Origin of the sequence: Phenylobacterium sp. (genome assembly GCF_046291545.1) — a bacterium.
In the GTDB taxonomy this organism is placed as follows: Bacteria; Pseudomonadota; Alphaproteobacteria; order Caulobacterales; family Caulobacteraceae; genus Phenylobacterium.
In genome coordinates this window covers 95,202-109,438 of sequence record NZ_JBKBSM010000009.1, presented here as the reverse complement: position 1 = coordinate 109,438, position 14,237 = coordinate 95,202, and the positions used below count along the sequence as shown (strand labels likewise).

Annotated in this window: 14 protein-coding genes and 1 tRNA gene; 7 read left to right on the top strand and 8 right to left on the bottom strand. The window is 69.4% G+C overall.

What is annotated here, in order from left to right:
- The first annotated feature begins 82 nt into the window (after positions 1–82).
- The 3 genes from ACK4YQ_RS16285 (at position 83) to ACK4YQ_RS16275 (ending at position 1,609) form a co-directional block, all read left to right on the top strand.
- On the top strand, positions 83–364 hold the full coding sequence (locus ACK4YQ_RS16285; RefSeq protein ID WP_409612722.1) for an RNA-binding S4 domain-containing protein: 282 nt from the start codon (positions 83–85) through the stop codon (positions 362–364).
- A gap of 119 nt (positions 365–483) precedes the next feature.
- Complete coding sequence (fdxA, locus tag ACK4YQ_RS16280; RefSeq protein ID WP_409612713.1) at positions 484–825, top strand: ferredoxin FdxA; 342 nt, start codon at positions 484–486, stop codon at positions 823–825.
- Positions 826–1,099: 274 nt separating this feature from the next.
- A complete protein-coding gene (locus tag ACK4YQ_RS16275) occupies positions 1,100–1,609 on the top strand; it encodes a CarD family transcriptional regulator (protein WP_409612711.1) in 510 nt (169 codons plus the stop codon).
- A gap of 61 nt (positions 1,610–1,670) precedes the next feature.
- Here the strand turns inward: ACK4YQ_RS16275 and ACK4YQ_RS16270 are convergent, their stop codons facing one another.
- The 4 genes from ACK4YQ_RS16270 to ACK4YQ_RS16255 all read right to left on the bottom strand — a co-directional run bounded on the left by ACK4YQ_RS16270 (position 1,671) and on the right by ACK4YQ_RS16255 (position 6,126).
- Entirely contained in the window at positions 1,671–3,116 is a 1,446-nt protein-coding gene (locus tag ACK4YQ_RS16270; RefSeq protein WP_409612710.1) for an alkaline phosphatase, read from the bottom strand.
- 75 nt (positions 3,117–3,191) lie between these two features.
- Positions 3,192–3,548 (bottom strand): response regulator, encoded by a 357-nt coding sequence (locus ACK4YQ_RS16265; RefSeq protein ID WP_409612709.1) that lies wholly within the window; start codon positions 3,546–3,548, stop codon positions 3,192–3,194.
- Positions 3,545–4,672, bottom strand: coding sequence for a sensor histidine kinase (locus tag ACK4YQ_RS16260; RefSeq protein WP_409612707.1), 1,128 nt, complete (start codon positions 4,670–4,672; stop codon positions 3,545–3,547). The genes ACK4YQ_RS16265 and ACK4YQ_RS16260 overlap by 4 nt, the downstream gene beginning before the upstream one ends.
- 149 nt (positions 4,673–4,821) lie before the next feature.
- Positions 4,822–6,126 carry a dicarboxylate/amino acid:cation symporter gene (locus ACK4YQ_RS16255; protein ID WP_409612720.1) on the bottom strand — a complete coding sequence of 435 codons (1,305 nt, stop codon included), beginning with the start codon at positions 6,124–6,126 and terminating at the stop codon, positions 4,822–4,824.
- 69 nt (positions 6,127–6,195) lie between these two features.
- Here ACK4YQ_RS16255 and ACK4YQ_RS16250 point away from each other — a divergent pair.
- A tRNA-Arg gene (locus ACK4YQ_RS16250) sits at positions 6,196–6,272 on the top strand.
- A 653-nt stretch (positions 6,273–6,925) separates the two neighbouring features.
- Here ACK4YQ_RS16250 and ACK4YQ_RS16245 read toward each other — a convergent pair.
- On the bottom strand, positions 6,926–7,720 hold the full coding sequence (locus tag ACK4YQ_RS16245) for a helix-turn-helix domain-containing protein (protein WP_409612705.1): 795 nt from the start codon (positions 7,718–7,720) through the stop codon (positions 6,926–6,928).
- A 316-nt stretch (positions 7,721–8,036) separates the two neighbouring features.
- Here ACK4YQ_RS16245 and ACK4YQ_RS16240 point away from each other — a divergent pair, with 316 nt between their 5' ends.
- Positions 8,037–8,522 carry a hypothetical protein gene (locus tag ACK4YQ_RS16240; RefSeq protein ID WP_409612704.1) on the top strand — a complete coding sequence of 162 codons (486 nt, stop codon included), beginning with the start codon at positions 8,037–8,039 and terminating at the stop codon, positions 8,520–8,522.
- A 137-nt stretch (positions 8,523–8,659) separates the two neighbouring features.
- Here the strand turns inward: ACK4YQ_RS16240 and ACK4YQ_RS16235 are convergent, their stop codons facing one another.
- Entirely contained in the window at positions 8,660–9,010 is a 351-nt protein-coding gene (locus tag ACK4YQ_RS16235; RefSeq protein ID WP_409612702.1) for a class I SAM-dependent methyltransferase, read from the bottom strand.
- Between the two features lie 148 nt (positions 9,011–9,158).
- Positions 9,159–9,452, bottom strand: a complete 294-nt coding sequence (locus tag ACK4YQ_RS16230) for a hypothetical protein (RefSeq protein WP_409612700.1) — start codon at positions 9,450–9,452, stop codon at positions 9,159–9,161.
- 153 nt (positions 9,453–9,605) lie between these two features.
- Between ACK4YQ_RS16230 and ACK4YQ_RS16225 the strand changes: the two genes are divergently transcribed.
- Positions 9,606–9,944 (top strand): YciI family protein, encoded by a 339-nt coding sequence (locus ACK4YQ_RS16225; protein WP_409612698.1) that lies wholly within the window; start codon positions 9,606–9,608, stop codon positions 9,942–9,944.
- A 63-nt stretch (positions 9,945–10,007) separates the two neighbouring features.
- On the opposite strand, the gene ACK4YQ_RS16220 is transcribed toward ACK4YQ_RS16225, so the two are convergent.
- The gene (locus ACK4YQ_RS16220; RefSeq protein WP_409612696.1) at positions 10,008–11,858 is read right to left on the bottom strand and encodes a CocE/NonD family hydrolase; all 1,851 of its coding nucleotides are present in this window, start codon (positions 11,856–11,858) and stop codon (positions 10,008–10,010) included.
- Positions 11,859–12,040: 182 nt separating this feature from the next.
- Between ACK4YQ_RS16220 and ACK4YQ_RS16215 the strand changes: the two genes are divergently transcribed.
- Positions 12,041–14,215, top strand: a complete 2,175-nt coding sequence (locus ACK4YQ_RS16215; protein ID WP_409612694.1) for a TonB-dependent receptor — start codon at positions 12,041–12,043, stop codon at positions 14,213–14,215.
- Positions 14,216–14,237 lie beyond the last annotated feature (22 nt).

Sequence of the window (14,237 nt, the reverse complement as noted above, 5' to 3'; positions counted from 1 at the left end):
CGCAGCGGGCGCGCCGGCGCCGGCCCAAGCGGGCGGGCGCGCGGGCGGCGGGGCATGGCGCAGGCGGCGGCGGGGGCGGGGCATGAGCGAGGACGCCTGCCGGATCGACGTGTGGCTGTGGCGCGCCCGCTTCTTCAAGACCCGCAGCCTGGCCGCCAAGTTCGCCGACGAGGGGCGCGTGCGCCTGACCCGCGCGGGGCAGGAAAGCCGCATCGACAAGTGCTCGCGCGCGGTGCGGGTGGGCGACCGGCTGGTGTTCGCCGTGGGCGGGCGGCTGGTGGACGTGGCCGTCGCGGCGCTGGGCGAGCGGCGCGGCCCGCCGGCCGAGGCCCGCGGCCTCTATTCGCCCTTGCAGGAATCCTGAGCGGCGCCTGCGACGCCGGGCCGCTATGAGGGGCGCAAGGCGTGCGCGCCCAAGACGTTGACAAGCCGGGCCTGCGCCGTGAAAAACCCGCGCCCCCGGCGACCGGAGTACGAGCTGCGATGACCTACATCGTCATGGATGCCTGCATCAAATGTAAGTTCATGGACTGCGTGGAGGTCTGCCCGGTCGACTGCTTCTATGAAGGCGAGAACTTCCTGGCCATCAATCCGGACGAGTGCATCGACTGCGGGGTCTGCGAGCCGGAGTGCCCGGTGGACGCGATCAAGCCGGACACCGAGGACGACCCGGACGGCAAGTGGCTGAGGATCAACGCCGAGTATTCGAAGGTCTGGCCCAACATCACCGTCAAAGGCGAGCCGCCGGCCGACCGTGAAGCCTACGAGCGCGAGACCGGCAAGTTCGAGAAGTACTTCAGCGAGAAGCCCGGCAAGGGCTCCTGACGCGCTGCGGCAACTCTTTCTTTCGGCTAGTTTTTATGCTATCGTTACAAACGATGTGGCGATAGGCGTCCTGGCCTGTCCGCATCGCTCCTGCAAAAGAGCCGTCCCCGGCCGACGTGCGCCTTGAAAAGGCGAAGGTGTTTTAGAGGTCTTACCCGCTCCAGAGGAACAATCGACCGCGGACCCAGTTTCCGGGGACGTTGTCCTGTCCGCTGAAGCCGACCAATACGACCGCTCGACAGGGTGCGGGAAGGATTTTTGAAGAGGACTCGCAATGAGCAAGAACGGTCTCGATTTCTCGGTTGGTGATCACGTCGTCTATCCGGCGCACGGCGTCGGGCAGGTGCAGGGGATCGAAACCCAGGAAGTCGCCGGTCTTAAGCTCGAGGTCTACGTCATCACGTTCGACCACGAAAAGATGACGCTGCGCGTCCCCACCGGCAAGGCCAAGACCGCCGGCCTGCGGCCGCTGGCCGAGGGCAATGTGGTGAGCCAGGCGCTGACCACCCTGAAGGGCCGCGCCCGGGTGAAGCGCACCATGTGGAGCCGCCGGGCCCAGGAATACGAAGCCAAGATCAACTCCGGCGACCTGATCTCGATCGCCGAGGTGGTCCGCGACCTGCACCGCGCCGAGAACCAGCCGGAACAGTCCTATTCGGAGCGCCAGCTCTATGAATCGGCGCTGGACCGCATGGCCCGCGAAGTCGCCGCGATCGAGCGCATCGACCGCGAGGCGGCGATCACCATCCTGAACAAGTCGCTGGTCAAGGCCGTCGCCGCCTGAGGCGAGCGACCCTCGACGAAGCTCGACGCCCGGCCCTGCGGCCGGGCGTTTTCATTTCAGCTCAGCGCTCGGGCAGGCCCAGGGCCGCGCTCATGATCTGGAAGATGCGCGGCTGGTCGATCAGGCCGCGGACCTGATCGGCGCCGGGGCCGCGGGCGTAGGCGGCCACGTCCTCGCCGCCGTGGCGGGCGCTGGCCAGGGGCACGGCGGCCGGGGCGACGAACTCGGGCGCGGTGGTGTCGATCCCGGTCAGGTCGGCGCGCGGGGCGTCCTTGGGCGGGCCGCCGGGGCCGGTGGCGTAGGCCAGGATCGGATAGGGCTTGCCGTCCAGGGCCAGGGCCGGGCCCTCGGCGTCGTTGGGCACCAGGGCCAGGACCGAGGTGTCGCGCTCGCCGCCGCTGATGGTCAGGCCGTGGCTGTGGTCGGCGGTGACGATGATCAGGGTGTCGGCCGGATCGGTCATCTCGGCGGCGGCGGCCACCGCCTGGGCGAACTCCACGGTCTCGACGAGGGCGTCGCGAACGCGGCCGACGTGGTGCGACTTGTCGATCAGGGCGCCCTCGACCATCAGGAAATAGCCGTCCTTGTCCTGGGACAGGATGTCGATGGCCTTGCGCGTCATGTCCACCAGCCGCGGGGCGGAGGCCGGGCGGGCGCTCTCGGGGGCCATGTTGCCGGAGGCGAAGAGGCCGAGCACGGGGCCGGACCTCGCCGGCAGGGCGGCGAGCGCCTGGGCGTCGCGCACCACCGCCGCGCCCGGCCGCGCGGCCCAGGCGGCGGCCAGGTCGCGCCCGTCCTTGCGCCCGGCGGGGGCGAAGACCGCCGCGCCGCCGCCCATGACGAGGTCCAGGCGCACCGCCTCGGGGGCCTCGACGAGCTGACGGGCGATGTCGACGCAGCCGGCGTCCAGGGCGGCCTTGGGCATCATGGCGTCGCTCTGCCAGCCGCGGGAGGGGCTGTGGGCGTAGAGGGCGGCGGGGGTGGCGTCGGTGATCATGGCGGTGGTCACCGCGCCCGCGGCCATGCCCCGGCGCTTGGCGATCTCGGCCAGGGTGGGGACGGCGGCGGCCAGACCCGAGGCGCAGTCGTCGCGCCGCGCCGCGTCGGACACCCCAAGGGCGCCGTTGATCGTGCGATGGCCGGTCATGATCGCCGAGGCGCCGTTGGCCGAGTCGGTCACCAGGCTGTCGGCCGAATAGGTGCGCACCAAGGCCAGGTCCGGAAACCGCTCGAAGGCGAGCAGGTTGGAGGCGCCGTCGACCCCCCGCTGCTGGCCCTCGAAGATGCGCGCGGCGGTGAGGGTCGAGACCCCCATGCCGTCGCCGATGAAGAGGATGACGTTGCGCGCCCGCGCCGGCTCGGCGGCCTTGGCGGCGGCGGTCTGGGCGGCGGCGGCCTGGGGGGCGGCCGTCCGGGACGCGGCGGCGGCCGGGGCGGCGACGAGGACGAGGACGGCGAGCATCGCCGCCCCGCGGGCGCGGCGGACGGAAGCGGTAACTGGGGACATGGAACAGGGCCCGGAGGAATCACGGCGGAAGCCGCGCTGATAGCCCCGGGATGTGTCGGTTTTCCTATGGTCGGCTCAGCTCCGGGCGAAGGCGGCCACGGCGCGGCCCAGAGCGCCCGGGTCGACCGGCTTTCGCACCACCATCGCCTCGGGAAAGCGCGCCTCCGGCAAGGCGCCGTAGGCGGTGGCGAAGACGAAGGGCACGCCGCGGGCCTCCAGCGCCTCGGCCAGGGGGAAGACCAGCTCGCCGCCGAGGTTGACGTCCAGGAGGGCGCCGTCGAAGGGCGCTTGGCCGGCGGCGAACCAGTCGAGGGCCGGGCTGAGGGCGCCGAAGGTGGCCACCACCTCGCAGCCGAGGTCGGCCAGCATGTCCTCCATGACCAGGGCCACGAGGCTCTCGTCTTCGACCAGCATGACCCGCGGGCCGCTCATGCCAGGGCCAGGCGCGAGGACAGCGGCGCCGTCAGGAGGAAGTTCACCCCGCCGGGCTCGAAACAGAGGCGCCCCTCCCCGCCCAGCTCGCGCCCGAGGGCGCGCTCCAGCAGGCGCGAGCCGAAGCCGAGGGACGGCTTTTCGGGCGGCGCCGGGCCGCCCGTTTCGCGCCAGGCCAGCGACAGGACCCGCTCGCGCGCGGCCAAGTCGACGCTCCAGGTCACGTCCACCCGGCCGGACGGGCGGCTGAGGGCGCCGTGCTTGGCCGCGTTCACCGCCAGCTCGTGGAAGGCCATGTGCATGGCCACCGAGGTCTCCGGCGACAGCTCGATCTCCGGCCCGGCCGCCGCGATCCGGCCGCCGTCGACGCCGCCGTAGGGGGCCAGGGCCTGGGCCAGCACCTCGCGCAGGCCGGCTCTGCCCCAGCCGCCGCGGGTGAGCAGCTCGTGCGCGTGGGACAGGGCCCCGAGCCGCCCGGCGAAGGCCTCGACGAAGGCCTGCGGCGTGGGCGCCGCGCGCAGGGTCTGGTCGGCGATCGACTGCACCGAGGCCAGGGTGTTCTTGCAGCGGTGGTCGAGCTCGCGCAGCAGGAACTGGCGCTTGTCCAGGGCCTCGGTGAGGGAGGCGTAGAGGCGGGCGTTCTCCAGGGCCGCGGCGGTGGCGCGGGCCATCACCTCCAGCTTGCGGATCTCCTCGTCGGTGGGGCGGCGTTCCACCGACCAGTAGGCGCCGATGGCGGCGATCGGGTCGGCGGGCCGCACGGGGGTGACGACGAGGCTCTTGACGAAGGTCGCGCGGTAGGCGTCGTGCGGGATGCGCGGGTCGGCGTAGATGTCGGGAATGACCGCGGTCTGGCGGTTGAGCATGGCCCAGCCGGAGATGCAGGCGGTCATCGGAAAGCGGCGGCCCTTCCACAGGGGGCCGATGGCGTCCTCGTCCAGGTACCAGCACCTGTCGCCGTCGCGCAGGACGAAGGCCACCCCGTCGGCGCCCGAGATGCGCCGGGCCGAGGAGCGGATCACCGCGGCGATCTGGTCGATGTTGCGGGCCGCCGAAAGGTCTTCGACCGTCTCCACCAGGGTGAGGAGCGGATCGCCTTCGCGATGCTGAACGGCCACGTCCATGGCGTTTCCCCGTCGCCGGCGCGAGTCGCGTGCGCACGCTGCACGCGAAAAAGCCTGCGACGATCACCCTGAGCCTGCAAGCCTTATCAGAGGGTGAAACCGTCACCCCCGGCGCCTGGCCCCGGCGCATGGCCTGGGCGTCCGGCCCCTCAGTCCGCCTCGGCGCCGGCCAGCGGCCGGGCGCGGACCGCGTCGGGCCCGTGCGCCAGCTCGCGGGCGAGGACGTCGCGGTCCAGGTCGCGCTCCCAGCGGGCGACGACCAGGGTGGCGACCCCGTTGCCGACGAGGTTGGTGAGGGCGCGGCACTCGCTCATGAACCGGTCGACCCCGACCAGCAGGGCCAGGGACGCGATCGGAATGTCGGGCACCACCGCCAGGGTGGCGGCCAGGGTGATGAAGCCGGCGCCGGTGACGCCGCTGGCGCCCTTGGAGGTGAGCATGGCCACGGCCAGGAGGCTGAGCTCCTGGGTCAGGGTCATCGGGGTGTTGGTGGCCTGGGCGAGGAACAGGGTCGCCAGGGTCATGTAGATGTTGGTGCCGTCGAGGTTGAAGCTGTAGCCGGTGGGGATGACGAGGCCCACGGTGGTCTTGCCCGCGCCCAGGCGCTGGAGCTTCTCCATCATCTGCGGCAGCACCGATTCCGAGGAGCTGGTGCCGAGCACGATCAGCAGCTCCTCGCGGATGTAGGCGATGAACTTCAGGATCGAGAAGCCGGCCAGGGCGGCGATGATCCCCAGGACCACCAGCACGAAGATCAGCGAGGTGGCGTAGAAGGTGGCGACCAGGGCGCCCAGCTTGACCAGGGCCTCCAGGCCGTACTTGCCGATGGTGAAGCCCATGGCCCCGAAGGCGCCGACGGGGGCGAGCTTCACCACGATGTGGATGATCGAGAAGAACACCTTGGCCACGTCGTCGAGGACGCCGGAGACCCGGTCGCCGAACTCGCCCAGGCGCGCGCAGGCGAAGCCGGTGAGGATGGCGATCACCAGCACCTGCAGGAGCTGGCCCTCGGCCAGGGCGCCGAAGAAGGTGTCGGGGATCAGGTGCAGGAGGTAGTCGACGAAGCCTTCGCCGTGGGCGGCCTTTTCGGCGTAGCCCTGGGCGACGGTCGGGTCGAGGCCGGCGGGATCGACGTTGAAGCCGCGGCCCGGCTGCACCAGGCGCCCGACGATCAGGCCCACGGCCAGCGCCAGGGTCGAGACCACCTCGAAATAGATCAGGGTGCGCGCGCCCAGCCGGCCGAAGGCCTTCATGTCGCTCATGCGGGCGATGCCGCCGGCCACGGTGCAGAAGATCACCGGCGCCACGGCCATCTTGATCAGCTTGATGAAGCCGTCGCCCAGCGGCTTGAGCTGGACCCCCAGCTGCGGCCAGATCGCCCCCACCGCGATCCCCAGGGCGATGGCGATCAGCACCTGGACATAAAGCACCCGAAGAAAGCGCAGCGCGCCCATCCGTCCCCCGCTCACGAACGCGCACGCTGTTCCAAGCCGCGCGCGGTTAGGCTATCACCGCGCCCACGCGGCCCGGTAGCTCAGCAGGATAGAGCGGCGCTTTCCTAAAGCGAAGGTCGGGGGTTCGAGTCCCTCCCGGGCCGCCAGGGGCGTGTCGCGCCAACCTAGAAGTGGTTCAAAACCAACTTTAGACTGGTTCGGCCGATCTCTACCGATCTCTCACAGTGGAGTTTGGGGCAACGCGACATGATAACACGCTGACGACAGCGTGGTGTCGACAACAGGGGTTTCATCCAGCTGACGCGACCAGTCCTGCACGTCAGCGGTTTACCGGCCCCAATGCCCACATGCGGAATTTGGCACCAGGCCGAAACCCAGACATTCGGCGACTAGCGCGTTTCTTCGCCCGCGTCACTGATCGGATGAGGAAGCCCTCAGCATCGGGACCGGCGCCTAGGGTCAGCCTATTGAAGTCGGCCAGGGGCTCGTCGGTCAGACCAAGGACGCAGTTCCGGGTCATGCTCAGCTCGACTCCCCGGGGCCGCGATCATCTGCGAAACTAGCGCCCGCACACAGAGCTCGATCAGCTCTTCGGTCTCGTCCATGGTCTCGCCCCCCGGTCGGACCGCTTCGTTGCTGAAGCGGCCACCACGCTAGCGGTCACTTCGACCGCTTTCCCCCCAATGTTGTCACTGCGAAGGTCTGCTTCCCACTGTGACGATCATCACGGCGCGCAATTCTGTCGACTGGCGGCAACTAGGGGAGGAAGTCAAAGCGACTGAGTTTCACCTGTCCACGGTCATTTCACGAAGTAGCCGACGACTTTCCATCCAGCCGGCTCGCGGACAAGCGTAACGGTCTCAATCACACCGGGCTTATCCTCGAAGTTCGTGGTGAACTGGAGCACCTCGTACTGGCCCTGCGGGACGCCTGGGAGTTGGGTGGCCTTGAGTACGCTTGTCAGCGTTCGCGAAGAAACGGCGCCGAGCGGACCACGAACTGGCTGGATGGCTGTCGCCCAGTCAGCCGCGGAAATCTGAGACTTGAACACGGTCCCGGCAGCACTCCAGCTTTTCTCCCACTGGTTGCCGTCGACAAGCGCCAGCCACGCCCGCGCGGAGGCGGCGCCCAAGGAACTGTTGGGAGCGGCCGAGGCTATCTGTTCGGGCGACTGGACCAAGATCTTTTGGCCATCCTGAAGTGCGAATGACGCGACAGCAGCTGCGATTATCAGCGACATGATGAGCATTCCTCCTGCGAGCCAGGCAAAGGAGCGGTCCTTGCCAACGGTCCGATGTGAATGTCCAAGGCCTGTGGCGCCCGGGGCTGCGCTGGCGACCCCAATTTCCTTGTCCGCAGAAAAGGTGGGGGACACAGAGAGGTCGGCGCCGCCTTTCTCAACCTCGGCCAGAAGCCTCGCCGCTTGGCGGCTACTAGACACGCCCAGCTTCCTCCGCGCGTCACGAAGCCGCTCATTGATGGTGTGGACCGAAAGCCCAAGGCTGGCGGCGATTGACTTGATGTCATGGCCGCCAAGGAGGAGTCTCAGCGCCTCCTTTTCGCGCTCGCTCAGAGATTGCATCCCTTCGCTCATAGGCTGCGCCTCCACGGCAACTGACCAAGTTCCACCTGGGGATCCCACCTATCCTGCACGTGACACGAGACCCCGCTAGGAGGTCCGGCTAATGTCCATTTTCAAGTTCATCGAGCATCAGCGGCCGCTTCCCCCCTCTCGGCCATCTGGGCGATCCGCTTGCCGGCGCCACGATACTCATGCGCCTCAATGGCCACCTGGCGCCACTTCCGAACGTTGTCATCACTTACCGCCCTCTCGATCCAGCACGCTGCGCACGCTCTGGATGGCCGAGGAACTCGACTTACCCTAGGTTGAGCTGGGCGGAGGAGTGTCGATGGTCACTTTGATTCTGGCGCTGTTGATCGGGTTTGCATGGTGGGCGCCCGACAGCGGGTTCGGGCGGACAGCGAACCGAGCGGTAATGGCGGGTCTTAGGCGACTCGCCTCCATTCGACCGCTGACGATGGTCTGCTTCGGCCTGATCGTCGTCGCATTCGCCGGTTTGATCGTCTATGGCCAGTTGGACGGACTGATCATAGCCGGGCCGGCCGCGCCCGAGACGTTCGCCGTCTTTCTCTCGATCGACGTCGGGTTGGCGGTGGAGGTCCTGGTAGTCGCCTGGTGGGCGGCACGAAGGCGCGAACTCAACGCCATCGTTAAGTGGATCACGGCGCTCAGGCGCTCAGCGGCGCGGCGGGCCATTGCCCGACGTTCCTCGCGTCGTCGTCGGTCCCGCAGCACCGCACGCCCCTCCGTCAAAGACGATCCCGAACGACCTGAATGGGAAGAGTTCTGGCTTGCGCCTCGATGGGCGGCCTGAACGTCCGCAATCCACGCCGTCGACACTTTGGCGCGTCTGCTCTTCGTCCGACCGCCAAGCTTGGGCGCAGAGTCAGAATGGCGCCACAAGCGGAAGTTGGCTCTAGGCCGAATAGCGGACCTAAGTGCCTCTCCTGTTTAGAGCCCGAGCTCTGCCGCGCCAATTTCGCCGGCGACCGTTCCTTCGATGAGCTGGAGGCGGGCGGCGACCTCGTCGCCCACGACCGCCCTGGCCAGATCGAGCATCTGCGGCGAGGGATCGACGCCGACGAAGCGCCAGCCGGGCCCCAGGCGCGCGAGGGCGCGGGTGTCGAGCCCGCCGCCGGCGCCGACCACCAGCACCTGGCCGTCCGCCGGGACCGCCTCGGCCAGCAGCACGCCCGCCATCTGCAGCACCCCCGCATGGCCAGGCATGAAGGCGGGCGGGCCCTGCTCCACATAGCGGGACACGAACTCGGGGTCTGCGAAGTAGCGATCGAATCCGGACATGGGCGTCAGGCTCCCAGGCGTGAACGCGAAGCCGGGCCGCCGCCGGCCGTGGCGGCTCATATGTTACATTATAACAACTAGTGTCAAGGCCGCGGCCTTGACGCACGGGCTGGAGCCGGGTCGCCGAAGAGGGGCGGCGGTCCGGCCGCTAGGACGGTGGGGTCCAGGGATTGGCCCGCCTCCACGCGTGCACGCGCAGGACCGCCAAGGCTATCAGGGCGAGGGAAACCGCGAAGTAGAGCGCCATGCCGATGAAGGCCATCGGCAGCAAGGCCTCTCCCATCGCGCCCCGCAACAGGGCGAGCGAGAGTACGAAAGCCAGGGTCAGCGCGAACACGCCGGTCAGGATCGCGCCCGAGCCAGAGCGGCGATGGGCTTCGCCTTCCCAGGCCCTCCAGGAGCTCAGATTGGTCGGGTTCTTCAAGGCTCGCACGTCTTGCATGGCCACGCCTCCAAGCCTGCCCGCGTCATAGCACACCGTCCCGCCCAGGTCCCGCGCCCCTCCCCCTGCGCCGTCCGGGCGCCGCGGGAAGGAGGCAAGCCCAGGCCGCACAGCCGGCTTGCCGGCGGCGCGGGCGCGAGGGATCATCGAGCCATGACCAAGTATCTGATCTCCTTCCCCAGCGAGGCCATGGTGGTGACGCCCGAGGAGCTGCCCGCCGTGGCGCACGCGGCGCACGCGGTGATCGAGGAGGCCAAGGCGGCAGGGGTCTATGTGTTCGGCGGCGGGATCAACGAGCAGGTCGAGCCGGTGCTGGTCGCCGCCGACGGCCAGGTCTCGCCCAAGACCTATCCGGGCAGCCGGCTGAAGGGCGGCTACACGGTGCTGGAGCTGCCCACGCGGGAGGCGGCCGTGGAGTGGGCGCGCAAGATCGCGCACGCCTGCCGCTGCGCTCAGGAACTGCGCGAGTTCATGTACGACCCGGCGAGCTAGGCGCCGAGCCATGAAGGCCGCTCACCCTTGGATGGGGATGAGCGCGGGTCCCGGCGCCGGGGCTCAGGGCGCCTTCCAGGGGCGCAGGTCGACGTCCAGGCTGCTCGGGTGGACCGGCGAGCGGGAGACGACCCAGGCCTCGGGACGGCCCTGCGAGTACCTGCGGAAGGCGCTGGCGTCGGCGCCGGCCAAGCTGAGCCTCAGGCGATGGCCCTTCTTCAGCAGGGCGGCGATCGGGAAGGTGGGGAACGCCACCTCGACGGTTTCCCCGGGCGGCATGGGCCGCCCGTCGGCGCGGCTGAAGGTCTTCACCGGCTCGGCCTGGACATAGGGCGCGGCGCCTGGCTCGGCGGTCTTGCGATGCACCGCCCGGAACAGCCCCTCAGTGAGGTAGGTCACGCGCCCATCAGGCGCCACGTCCTCGAGATAGGCGTGAAAGGCCGGGTCGGCGGTCGCCGTCGCCACGAACAGGCGCACCGCGGGCGTCCCGACCAGCTCCATGTCGGCCTCGAAGGGCGGGGAGGTGTAGGTCAGCAGGGCCGCATCGGCCTCGCGCCGGTCGCCGTAAGCGGCGGGGGCGCCGATCTGGGTGGTCCAGCGGGTGGCCTGGCCGCTGCTGGCCGAGAAGTCGACGGCGTAGAGGTCCTGGCCGGCGGAGGCCGGCGCCGTCCTCTGCAGGCCGCCGCCGGGGGCGAAGTAGAAGCTCGTACGCGTCACGTCGCCGGGCGGCCACTGTGCGGTCGTGCGCCAGGCCCGCGCCCCCAGCACGTAGTAGTGGATCACCCGCTCCACCGGCTCGCCGGCTCGGACCCTCGCAAGGAAGCCGCTGATCGCCCGCCACTGCTCGTCGAAGGCCGGCGACGGCGCAGATTCCCCGGGGAAGAACGGGTCGGTGAGGTGCTCGCCGGAATGGTTGTGCGCGGTGATCCACACCTCCATTGGCACGCCGGGCAGAGAGCGGTAGCGGGCCAGGGTTCCCTGGGCGGTGCCCGCGTCCATCCAGCTCGCCCAGTACTGCACCGGAACCGCCTGGCGCGCGATGGCGGCCAGGCGCGATGCGGGACTGGAGCCCAGCATGCTGTAGCCGTTGGCCCCCGGGTCGTCGCGGAACTCGGCGTTTGTGTAGTCGTCGGGCTTCCAGTGGCGGCGATCGGCCATCGCCTGGCGCAGGATCGTAAAGTCGGGATCGTCGTCCACCGGCTGCAGGCGCGGCCAGAGCTTGGGGCAATCCTCGACGCGCGCGCGGCAGTCCAGGCCCGCGGCGGGGTCGGACGATTTGCCGAAGTCGCGAAGCAGGGTGTCGCCGCCCCACTGGCTCATCATGAAGTCGTTGGCCACGCCGCCCGGGGCGAACAGGTCGAGGTAGGCGTCGAAGTCGCTCTGGCGGATCACCGCGCCGGTCAGGCGCTCCGTGGAGGCGGTCGCCAGGTCGGCGGTGTCGGCCATGTAGGAGACCCCGGTGGTGAACACCTCGCCGTTGGACCAGGGCTGGGCGCGCAGGCGCCTGATCAGCTCGTCCATGTCGGCGATCTCCTCGGGGCCGAGCTCCACCTGCCGGTCGCCGAAGGACGAGGTGGACCCGCGGGTGTCGACCACGGCGACGACGTAGCCCTGGGCGACCAGCTCGCGATAGCGGCCCGCCTCGCCGTAGGCGAAGACGCCGGCGCGGCCGTAGCGGGTCTGGATGAGGATGGTCGGCCGCCGCGGCCCTGCGGCGCCCCCCTCGGGAAACCAGAGGCTCAGCGCAAGCCGCACGCCGTCGCGCATGGGCAGATAGTACGACTGGTCCGCGGCCGCAGGCCGCGCCGCCGCCACGGCCTCGGCCTCGGCGGCCTCCGCCGGACCGGCGGCCAGGGCGGCGAGCATCACCGCCGCAGCCGCGCCGCGCCATAGCCGATTGCGTCCATCCCTCATCGGATCCCCTCCCCGGCGGCTCCGGGCCGCGTCGCTTAATTGAGATTGATCTCATTTTCTGGCGCGATCAACCCCCAAGGGCGAGGCGGTTCGCCGACCCGCGGTTTTCGCCTGATTGACAGCTTCGTGAATTGATGGGCTGTATATTGAGACTGATCTCATATTTGAAATTTGGGGGTGGAATGCGCATCAACTGGCTGTTGACCGGAGCGAGCGTGCTGGTTCTGGCGGGCTCGCCCGCGCTGGCGCAGGACGAACCGACGGCGATCGAGGAGATCGTCGTCACCGCCCGCAAGCGGGCGGAGAACCTGCAGGACATCCCGATTTCGATCACGGCCGTGACGGCCGAGACCATGGAGCGCGCAGGGCTGGCGGACATCGCCGACGTGGCGCGCCGCACGCCCGGCCTGCAGTACGGCGACTTCGGGGACCTGAAGCTCTCCCCGACGTCCCTGCGCGGCGTCGTCGGCAGCGCCGGCTCGGCCGGCGCGGACCCGGCGGTGGGCTATTATGTGGACGAGGTGTTCGTCGGCCAGGGCGCGGGCGCCAACCTCGACCTCTACGACATCGACCGGGTGGAGGTGCTGCGCGGGCCCCAGGGCACGCTCTACGGGCGCAACACCATCGGCGGCGTCATCAGCATCGCCACCAAGCGCCCGAGCGACACGCTTGAGGCCTCCGCCGTCGTGGAGGCGGGCAACTTCGACTATCGCCGCATCGGCGCCTCCGTCTCGGGACCGATTGTGCCGGGCGCGGTGAGCGGGAAGATCGCGGCGAGCCACAAGTCGCGCAGCGGCTACGAGCACAACGAGCTGCTGAACCGCGACGTGAACGACGACCAGGCCTGGTCCGTGCGCGGCCAGCTCCTGTTCGACATCGGCGAGGACACCAGCCTGCTGCTGACCGCCGACCACAACGAGGCGGACAACGAGCCCCTCGTGTTCGAGACGCTGGTCTACAACGACGCGGCCCTCGCGCCGATCCTGCTGGGCGCCTACGGCCTCAACCGCAACGCCGACCCCTTCGACCGCACGGTCCAGGCGGACACGGTCACCACCGAGACCCTGGACGCCTCGGGCGTGGCCGCGACCTTCAAGACCAAGGTCGGGGCGTTCAACGTCACCAACGTCGCCTCCTATCGCCGCCACGAGTACTACAGCCGGACCGACACCGACCGCTCGGCCCTGAGGATGGCCTACGACGGCGACCCCGAGCGCGTCTGGCGCTGGTCGGAGGAGCTGCGGATCGACACCTCGACCGGCCCGATCGACTGGCTGGCCGGCCTCTACTACTTCCGCCAGAACTCCAGGAACCAGAGCTACATCGAGATCGGCGCGGACCTCGCCGATCTCTTCGGCGACGCCTCGCTCACAGGGACGCTGGCCGGCTCGAACGGCGAACTCGACACCACCAGCACCGCCGTGTTCGCCAGCGCCACCTGGGCCGTCACCGACCGCCTCGACCTGACGGCGGGGGGCCGCTACACGCGCGACGAGAAGAAGATCCACTACACCCAGGACGACCCGCTCGCGATCCTCGGCGGCGACGCGGACATCCGCGCCAGCGACGAATGGAGCGAGTTCACGCCCAACGCCAACATCCGCTTCAAGTTCTCGCCCGACGTCATGGCCTATGCGACCGCGAGCAAGGGCTTCAAGAGCGGCGGCTTCAACGACGCCCTGGGCGACGCCAACGGCATCGCCTTCGGACCTGAGTCGCTGTGGAACTACGAGGCGGGCGTGAAGGCTTCGCTCTTCGACAGGCGCGCCGTGCTCAACGCGGCCGTCTTCTACATGAAGTGGGACGACATCCAGATCTCGCAGGACAACCCCGTCACGGCGATCTACGACCCGATCATCCTGAACGGCGGCGCGGCGCACACCCAGGGCGTGGAGTTCGAACTGACCGCCCGCCCGACCTCGCGGCTCGACATCGGGGCCAACCTGTCGGTGCAGGAAGCCCGCTACGACGAAGGGGCCCTTCCCGACGGGGCGCCGCTGCGCAACATCCCCTACGCGCCGAACTACACCGGCATGGTCTCGGCCGACTACCGCGTCCCGCTCGCCGGGGTCGGCGAACTGTCCTTCTATGGCGAGTACGAAGCCCGCGGCCGCTCCTACCTGACCGCGAACAACGATCCGGACGGGCGGGTCTCGCCCTATGGCCTGGTCAATCTGCGGATCTCGCTCGAATCGGAGGACGGCCGCTGGCGCCTGGCGCTGTGGGGCAAGAACCTGACGGACGAGGTCTACAAGCAGCGCCTGTTCGACCTGGCCAACCAGGACCTGGTGGGCCAGAAGTTCATCATCCTCGGGGCGCCCAAGACCTACGGCCTGGAGCTGAAGGTCAGCTATTGAGGCGGTGCGGCGGCGGAGCTCC

Bases quoted from the DNA above. Each gene is read 5' to 3' on its own strand.
- ACK4YQ_RS16285 (WP_409612722.1), top strand. From the start codon at position 83: ATGAGCGAGGACGCCTGCCGGATCGACGTGTGGCTGTGGCGCGCCCGC.
- fdxA (WP_409612713.1), top strand. From the start codon at position 484: ATGACCTACATCGTCATGGATGCCTGCATCAAATGTAAGTTCATGGAC.
- ACK4YQ_RS16275 (WP_409612711.1), top strand. From the start codon at position 1,100: ATGAGCAAGAACGGTCTCGATTTCTCGGTTGGTGATCACGTCGTCTAT.
- ACK4YQ_RS16270 (WP_409612710.1), bottom strand. From the start codon at position 3,116: ATGTCCCCAGTTACCGCTTCCGTCCGCCGCGCCCGCGGGGCGGCGATG.
- ACK4YQ_RS16265 (WP_409612709.1), bottom strand. From the start codon at position 3,548: ATGAGCGGCCCGCGGGTCATGCTGGTCGAAGACGAGAGCCTCGTGGCC.
- ACK4YQ_RS16260 (WP_409612707.1), bottom strand. From the start codon at position 4,672: ATGGACGTGGCCGTTCAGCATCGCGAAGGCGATCCGCTCCTCACCCTG.
- ACK4YQ_RS16255 (WP_409612720.1), bottom strand. From the start codon at position 6,126: ATGGGCGCGCTGCGCTTTCTTCGGGTGCTTTATGTCCAGGTGCTGATC.
- ACK4YQ_RS16245 (WP_409612705.1), bottom strand. From the start codon at position 7,720: ATGAGCGAAGGGATGCAATCTCTGAGCGAGCGCGAAAAGGAGGCGCTG.
- ACK4YQ_RS16240 (WP_409612704.1), top strand. From the start codon at position 8,037: ATGGTCACTTTGATTCTGGCGCTGTTGATCGGGTTTGCATGGTGGGCG.
- ACK4YQ_RS16235 (WP_409612702.1), bottom strand. From the start codon at position 9,010: ATGTCCGGATTCGATCGCTACTTCGCAGACCCCGAGTTCGTGTCCCGC.
- ACK4YQ_RS16230 (WP_409612700.1), bottom strand. From the start codon at position 9,452: ATGCAAGACGTGCGAGCCTTGAAGAACCCGACCAATCTGAGCTCCTGG.
- ACK4YQ_RS16225 (WP_409612698.1), top strand. From the start codon at position 9,606: ATGACCAAGTATCTGATCTCCTTCCCCAGCGAGGCCATGGTGGTGACG.
- ACK4YQ_RS16220 (WP_409612696.1), bottom strand. From the start codon at position 11,858: ATGAGGGATGGACGCAATCGGCTATGGCGCGGCGCGGCTGCGGCGGTG.
- ACK4YQ_RS16215 (WP_409612694.1), top strand. From the start codon at position 12,041: ATGCGCATCAACTGGCTGTTGACCGGAGCGAGCGTGCTGGTTCTGGCG.